General features: G+C 37.5%; 6 protein-coding genes. All 6 read right to left on the reverse strand.

The window, feature by feature from the left end:
• Positions 1-1,149 (reverse strand): acetyl-CoA C-acetyltransferase (locus tag V7147_RS16040; RefSeq protein ID WP_335368837.1); only part of this gene is annotated, 1,149 nt, incomplete at its 3' end.
• A gap of 242 nt (positions 1,150-1,391) precedes the next feature.
• A complete protein-coding gene (locus tag V7147_RS16045) occupies positions 1,392-2,705 on the reverse strand; it encodes a CitMHS family transporter (protein ID WP_335368838.1) in 1,314 nt (437 codons plus the stop codon).
• Positions 2,706-2,886: 181 nt separating this feature from the next.
• A complete protein-coding gene (locus V7147_RS16050; RefSeq protein WP_335368839.1) occupies positions 2,887-4,104 on the reverse strand; it encodes a CaiB/BaiF CoA transferase family protein in 1,218 nt (405 codons plus the stop codon).
• Positions 4,105-4,218: 114 nt separating this feature from the next.
• Positions 4,219-4,557 carry an AtuA-related protein gene (locus V7147_RS16055; RefSeq protein WP_335368840.1) on the reverse strand — a complete coding sequence of 113 codons (339 nt, stop codon included), beginning with the start codon at positions 4,555-4,557 and terminating at the stop codon, positions 4,219-4,221.
• Positions 4,558-4,626: 69 nt separating this feature from the next.
• Positions 4,627-5,901, reverse strand: a complete 1,275-nt coding sequence (locus tag V7147_RS16060) for an acyclic terpene utilization AtuA family protein (protein WP_438824601.1) — start codon at positions 5,899-5,901, stop codon at positions 4,627-4,629.
• Between the two features lie 79 nt (positions 5,902-5,980).
• Entirely contained in the window at positions 5,981-6,643 is a 663-nt protein-coding gene (locus V7147_RS16065) for a GntR family transcriptional regulator (protein ID WP_335368842.1), read from the reverse strand.
• Between the last annotated feature and the right edge of the window lie 129 nt (positions 6,644-6,772).

Here is a 6,772-nt window from a genome sequence, read left to right on the forward strand (position 1 = left end):
TTGGCCTCCACCAATACATAATGCAGTTGCACCGTATTTTTTATTCCTTCTCTGAAGCTCGTAAATGAGCGATAAGCTGATTCTTGCACCACTTGCTCCAAGTGGATGACCTAACGCAACAGCACCGCCATTGACATTCCCAATGCTCGGGTCAAAGCCTAATTCCTTTTGGCAAGCAAGATATTGAGCAGCAAAAGCTTCATTAATTTCGATTAAATCTAAATCCTCTACCTTCATATTGGCACGCTCTAATGCCTGTCGAATGGCTGGAGCAGGTCCGATACCCATGTACTTTGGATCAACACCAACAATTCCCCATGAAACCAATCTTGCCAACGGTTGTAAATTTCTCTTTTGCGCATACTCACTAGAAGTAACTACCATCGTTGCTGCACCGTCATTTATACCACTGGCATTTCCAGCCGTAACCACGCCGTTCTCTTTAAATCTCGCTGGTAATTTATTTAAAACATCAACAGGTGTATCACGTGGATGTTCATCCTGATTGATTACCTTTTCACCTTTTCTTACCTTCACAGGTACCGGTACAATTTCCTTTGCAAAAATACCATTTTCTTCTGCTGCTAATGCACGCTTATGACTTTGTGAGGCAAATTCATCGATTTGTTCTCTTGAAATCTCATATTTTTCTGCAAGGTTTTCCGCTGTAATGGCCATTGAGCATTTCCCATATGGGTCATAGAGAGCTTCCCACAAGTAATCCTCCATTGGTGCTTTTCCGAGCGGTAAGCCCCATCTAGCCCCACGAACAACATGTGGCACCTGGCTCATATTTTCTGAACCGCCCGCAATGCTAACATTGGATTCTCCTAGTTTAATAGATTGTGCAGCGTTTACAATGGCTTGTAAACCTGAGCCACAAAGTCGATTGACCGTTAATCCAGGCACATGCTCAGGAACTCCTGATTTTAAGCAAACATGTCTTGCCATATAAATGGCGTCAGTACTGGATTGAATAACATTACCGATTACTACCTGATCCACTTCTTCTGGCTGGATTGATGACCTGCGCATTGCTTCCTTCGTTGTATGTACAGCAAGGTCAATCGCAGAAACATCACGAAATGATCCACCGAATTCTGTAAAAGCAGTACGTGCACCATCAATGACTACAATTTCATTACTCAATATACTTCACCTTACCTTCCAACAAATTGTGGTTTTCTCTTTTCTACAAAAGACTCCATTCCTTCATCCTGATCTTCGCTTGCAAAAGTATTCCCAAAACAAGCAGTCTCAAGATCAAAGGCAGCCTGTAAATCAAAATCTCAATGTACCATTTCCTCTGTTCCATTATTCATACAGAACAATTAGTTATGTACTTTTTCAGGCTGACTTTGCAACGTTTTTGTACAAGGATAGTCATAACTTTATAAGGAAATCGTTCCAATTAATAGCCCTGTAACAATATATATAACCATAATCATTATAGACCGCTTTGCAACAAATTTCTGTAATTCTCCTAAACCAACACCTGTCATCCCAATCAATAAGTATAAGGATGCGACGAGTGGTCCAACAATCGCAAATGGCGTTCCAAATAGAGAAGCAATTCCCATTTCTAAATTACTGATTCCATAAGAAGAGGCCGTTTCTGCAAGTATGGGCAGAATACCGAAGAGAAAACCGTCTGGACCTAGGAAGAACATACCTGGTGCACTTATAATGGCTGTAATGATTGGGAAGTGTGCACCAAACTCTGGTGGAATGATGGATACTAACCCTTGCGCCATTTCTTCAGACATTTTTGTTCCTCTTAGAATACCAGTAAAGATCCCCGCTGCGAATACCATACTTGCGACAGCAAATGCATTGGGAGCATGGAATGAAATACGTTTTTGTTGATCTGGTAAGGCTGGATAATTAATGACCAATGCTACTGCTGTACCTATCATAAATAAAACAGGCGTAGGTACCCAATCCCCAAAGATGGCAACCATAATAACAGCCGTCAAGAGAAGATTGATCCATAATAATTTCGGACGCTTTAAATCTTCCTCTATTATATCTGTGCCTTCTATTGTAGAAGCCATTTCGTCCTGGACGTCGGGGTTTATATGGAAATGACTTACCCCAAGTCTAGCTCGTTCTCGCTTACCAATCATATAAGCTACAAAAACAACGTAAACTAAAGCAATTATCATTCCTGGTAACAATGCAATGTACAACTCAGTAATATCTATGTGTAATGCACTAGCTACTCGCCCTGCAGGTCCACCCCAGGGGACCAATGTAGTAATACCAATTTGCATGATTGTTAATGCTGCTAGTATAAGTGGATTAATTCCTAATTTTTTATATAAGGGAAGGAACGGTGTAACACAAATCATGATTGTTGTGGCTCCATCGCCGTCAAATCCGACAATCCCAGGTAAAATGGCTGAGGCCACAATTACTTTCAAGGGATCACCCTTAACTACACTTAATAGTTTGTTAATTAAAGGATCAAACAAACCTGTATCTAACATAATTCCGAAATACATAATAGCGAACAATAGTAATATAGCGGTAGGTGTTATCTTAGTAATACCCTCTATCATTAATGGACCCAAATCAAGACCAAATCCTCCGATTAACCCAAAAATAACGGGTACGATGATTAACGCGGTGAAAGGTGATAAACGTTTCGTTAAAATAAGAACCATAAAAGTAATAACCATTAAATAACCTAACAAAGCCAACATATATTGACCTCCCCTTATTAAAATAGATAACGCTTACAAAGGTGGATGAAATCTTGTTGTCAATTAGATTGTTATAGAATCTGGTATACTCATTATGCGAATAGTGTTAACTATCTTTTCACCGCCCCTTTAGTTTATTAGAATTCTAGGATGAACAATCTATATACATCTCTAAGAATACTTACTTAACTAAATTAATTTGAGTATTACCTGTTTTAACAACTTGGTCCCTTGTTAAATTTTTTATCGCATTATTACTGTAGCCCATTTCTTTCAGAACTTCCTCGGAATGCTCTCCAAGCGTACTGATAATAGGCTGGAGCTGTACTTTAGATCTTGAATATTGAACTGGTGTTTGAATTAGAGGGAATTTACCTAATTCTGGGTGCTCAACATCGACTATAATATTGTGATCTTTTATCAAATCACTGTTAATTAGCTCATGTATTCCCCAAATCGGACCATATAGAATGTTCTTTCCCTCAAATAAGTTGCACCAGTCTTCCGTTGTATTTGTCATAAATACTTCATTTAATAAGGAAGTTAATTCTTCACGATACTTCACACGTTGTGAATTTGTACTGTATTTTTCAATCATAATCAAATCTTCACGACCAATTGCTGTACAGAACGACTTCCATGATTCGTCAGTTTGGGCTCCAGCTATTATCCACCCGTCTTTAGTCGGAAATGCTTGGTATGGGAAAACCTGTGAGTGTTGATTTCCCATCGGCTTCGGATTCTCTCCAGTAGCCAAATACTGACCGTAACGTGTAGTAAGATTCAATACCATCATATCGATTAAATTCAATTCAACTTTTTGCCCTTTTCCACTTTTTTCCCGCTCATATAAGGCTGAAGAAATAGATCCGAAGGCCATAAATGCTGTTGTATTATCTGCAATTGGAATCCCAGGAAGGATTGGAGGAGAATTTTCTTCTTGGCCAGTCATGCTCATCACGGCTCCCATTCCTTGGATCACTGGGTCCATCCCTGGCCTATTTTTATACCCAGGGGTGTTACCAAATGCTGAAATACTACAATAAATAATTCTAGGATTAATGGCTTTAATCTCTTCATATCCAAGCCCGAGTTTTTCCATTACACCGGGTCGGAAATTCTCAATTAAGACATCCGCATCCCTTAATAAATCCAAAGCAATTTCTCTTCCACTTTCTTTTTTCAAATCTAATGAGATATTTCTTTTTCCATGATTATAGGCAATATATAGATGTTGACTATTATCACTACCTGCCGAGCGAACCTGGTCACCTTTTAAGGATTCTACCTTGATCACGTCCGCACCAAAATCAGAAAGAATATTCCCGCAATACGGAGCCGATAACCAATGAGTGAACTCAATCACTTTTATACCTGTAAGAGGTCCTGTATGCTGCATCTTCATCTTCCTTTCCGGGTTAGTATTTTAATAATTTAATTTTAATGATGTGCTATAAAGCAATAACGTTTTTTTTCCTTTTGTATAAATTAAGGAGAATGAATGGTACCTAAATTATCTTCCTTGTATTTCAATGGAACTTGGCAAGTCAATTTTCATACGTAGTAAGGCTGAACCCAATGTTTTTCCAAGGTTATCGATTCGTAATGATGAAGCTGCCCCGCCACCTAATGCACCTTGAAGATGGAATTTCAAGGCTAACACATTTGGTACTTCATACCGGGTAACCTTTCCGTTAACCATATCTCCAAAAAAATGTTTAATATGTTCTTCTGACAGCTTATCTTTTAAAAAATCATAGATTTGTTCACTCGGTGCAAAAACAGTAATATCGGAATCATTTCCTTTGTCCCCACAGCGTACTTGAACAAAGTCTTTTAAACGAACTTCCATTTTAAAACACCTCTACTTTAATTTTTGGATCCACCATTGACTTTGGTAGCAAAATTGGACAAATTCCCATTAACTCTCTTGCCTNNCACCCATTAAAGTTGAAAATGGGGGTCCGCTTAAACCTAACGGTGGTACCAATCTCCCTATTCTATTGGCGTGCTCCTTCGACATCGTGTGAATGGCCACCCTTAGAAACACTTCATTCAGATCTGGATCAGGTTCTGATAGTTGACCATGTAATGAGTTATATCCCATATAAGAAATATGAATATCCTCATAGTCGATTTGTTCCCGTTTCATATGGGCAACAAGTATTTCAGATGCGTATTTCGCCTTCTCTAATGCATCTGGCCAGCTATATCCTAAAAGCGCCTCTCCCATGTACCCATTGCTATAGCCGATTAAAGCCTTATAGAATTCAGTTGAGGGCTTTCCAGTCGTGCCGAAAACACGCACTTGATCTTCTCCAATATCTTCTAGACGAGTATCTGCAATATTCACTACCACATCTGGTAAAATATAATTATATGGATCATGTACTTCGTAAAGCAGTTGTTCCTTTAACGTGTTTTTACAAACACGTCCACCAGTATCAGGGGTTTTGCTCATAATCGCCTCCCCATTTTCATACACATCTGCAATTGGATAGCCTACATTCATTAAATCAATATTCCGCCAATCCCCACTAAAATTTCCCCCAACTGCCTGGCCGGAGCATTCCATTAAATGACCGATTGTCATAGCACTGGCTAATTTATCCCATGAATAGGTAGACCAACCAAATTCATAAATGATGGGTGCCGCAAATTGCGCAGCATCGGTTGTTCGACCAGAAATAACGATATCTGCTCCTTGCTTTAGTGCTTCTACCAATGGTCTTGCTCCTATGTAAGCGTTAGCAAAAGTGATCTCATGTTTGTTAGGATCGAACTTTTGGTCATTTTGCATATTTACTAGTAAATGATTCTTGTTTAATTCCTCTAATGAATCTATTAAGTTATCACCAGTAACCACGCCAACTTTGTAATGTAAACCTAGTTCATCTAAAACTTGTAAAACTGCTTCTTTTGCACCGTACGGATTTACACCACCTGCGTTTGTCATAATCTTTATCCCTTTTTCAACACAAAGAGGTAATAACTCTCTCATAAAGTTTACTAAGTCTTTGGCATAGCCCCAATTGGGATTTTTCTGATAATCCTTTTGTAAAATAGCCATCGTAAGTTCTGCTAGAGCATCAAAACAAAGATAATCAATATTTCCTTTCTTCACCATCTCGATAGCTGGCCAAATTGAATCCCCATAAAACCCAGTAGCTGTTCCTATTCTCACTTTTTTCATCATTTGCCCTCATTTCTAAGATTTTTTACCATTTATCTGCTTAAAAATGTTGATGTAAATGTCTCAATATAATGTGATTTCTTTACTCTGTACTAAAAACTAATGAATTTTCAAGGATTTCTATCATCTTGTTCATTGCTCTGTTTTGATGCTCAGTCATTAAATACTCAGCACGATCCACATCTTTTTCAGAGATTGCATCTAAAATGTCATTATGATCGTCAAAAAAGTCATTGACCTGTTGAGTAGAATAAATAACAAGAGCATAACGAAAAATCAAGGTCCATAAATCTTCAATCACTTTTATTAAATAGGGATTGTTCGATTTTTTATAAATCCCCATATGAAAACGTTTATTTAAGTTGGAAACAGAAAGAAAATCATTTTCTTCAATGGCAAGTATGGATTCATCAATGATGAGTTTTAAATTTTTGATATCTTCATCAGTTATATTTTCAATTGCTTTCCTAATACCCATCGATTCCAGAAATATTTTTAATTCGTAAATATCTTCAAGTTCTTTTTTAGATAAAATGGAAACCGTTGTGCCAATGGAAGGTTTTATCGTTACTAAACCTTCCATTTCAAGCTGATGTAATGCTTCTCTCACTGGATTTTCACTTACATCTAGTTGTTTTGCTATGTTAGAATTAATTATTTGTTCTCCAGGTTTTAATACCCCTAATAAAATTTCCTGTTTTAAAAACTCGTAAACTGCTTGTTTCTTAGTTCGGTATTTTTTCAATTTTGAATCATCCTTTTATGCGATATATTGTCTGACTATTTAAGCAATATATTATCTCATAACTTTTTTGTTGTCAATAATATTCCGAATAATTTTAAATCACAGAAAATATTAATATCTCAACGATAC

The sequence above is a fragment of the Bacillus sp. JJ1521 genome, assembly GCF_036965165.1.
Classification (GTDB): domain Bacteria; phylum Bacillota; class Bacilli; order Bacillales; family Bacillaceae_L; genus Ferdinandcohnia.